General features: G+C 71.1%; 1 protein-coding gene and 1 pseudogene. Both read left to right on the forward strand.

All coding sequences use genetic code 11. From position 1 onward, the window contains the following. A pseudogene (locus ACIRRU_RS30395) lies at positions 1 to 224 on the forward strand (tryptophan synthase subunit beta); the annotation flags it as partial. Next, on the forward strand, positions 221 to 1,009 hold a 789-nt coding region (gene trpA / locus ACIRRU_RS30400), incomplete at its 3' end, for a tryptophan synthase subunit alpha (protein ID WP_403685674.1). The pseudogene ACIRRU_RS30395 and the gene trpA, both read left to right, overlap by 4 nt.

Below are 1,009 nucleotides of genomic sequence, written 5' to 3' on the forward strand. Positions count from 1 at the left end.
CGGAGGGGATCATCCCGGCGATCGAGTCGGCGCACGCGCTGGCGGGTGCGCTGGAGCTGGGCAGGGAGCTGGGTCCCGGGGGGCTGATCCTGGTCAGCCTGTCGGGGCGGGGCGACAAGGACATGGACACCGCCGCCCGCTACTTCGGGCTCTACGACACCGACGCGGCCGTCGAGGCCGACCACGACAGCGACCGTGCGGAGATCGAGGGGGACGCCAAGTGAGCGGGAACATCGAGCTGTTGAGCACCACCCTGGCCGCCGCGAAGGCGGAGGACCGGGCGGCGCTGATCGCCTATCTCCCGGCGGGGTTCCCGACGGTCGAGGGTGGTATCGAGGCGGTCAAGGCGGTCATCGCGGGTGGCGCGGACATCGTGGAGGTGGGGCTGCCGCACAGTGACCCGGTGCTGGACGGGCCGGTCATCCAGACCGCTGATGACATCGCGCTGCGCGGCGGGGTGCGCATCGCCGATGTGCTGCGCACGGTCCGGGAGGCGTTTGAGGCGACCGGTGTCCCGGTCCTCGTCATGACGTACTGGAATCCCGTCGACCGCTACGGTGTGGAGCGCTTCACCGCGGAACTCGCCGAGGCGGGGGGCGCCGGGTGCATCCTGCCCGACCTGCCGGTCCAGGAGTCCGCGCTGTGGCGTGAGCACGCGTCGAAGCATGGTCTGGCCACGGTGTTCGTGGTGGCCCCGAGCAGTCAGGACGCCCGTCTGGCCACGATCACCGAGGCGGGCAGCGGTTTCGTCTATGCCGCGTCGCTGATGGGTGTGACCGGGACCCGTGCTTCCGTCGGTGTCCAGGCCCATGATCTGGTCACCCGGACGCGTGCCACCACCGATCTCCCGGTCTGTGTCGGTCTGGGGGTCTCCACCGCCGCCCAGGCCACCGAGGTCGCCGCGTTCGCCGACGGCGTCATCGTCGGCTCCGCGTTCGTCAAGGCCATCCTCGACGCCCCCGACCAGCCCACCGCACTCCACACCCTCCACACCCTCGCCACCGAGCTG

This window comes from Streptomyces sp. NPDC101181 (genome assembly GCF_044767975.1).
GTDB lineage: Bacteria > Actinomycetota > Actinomycetes > Streptomycetales > Streptomycetaceae > Streptomyces.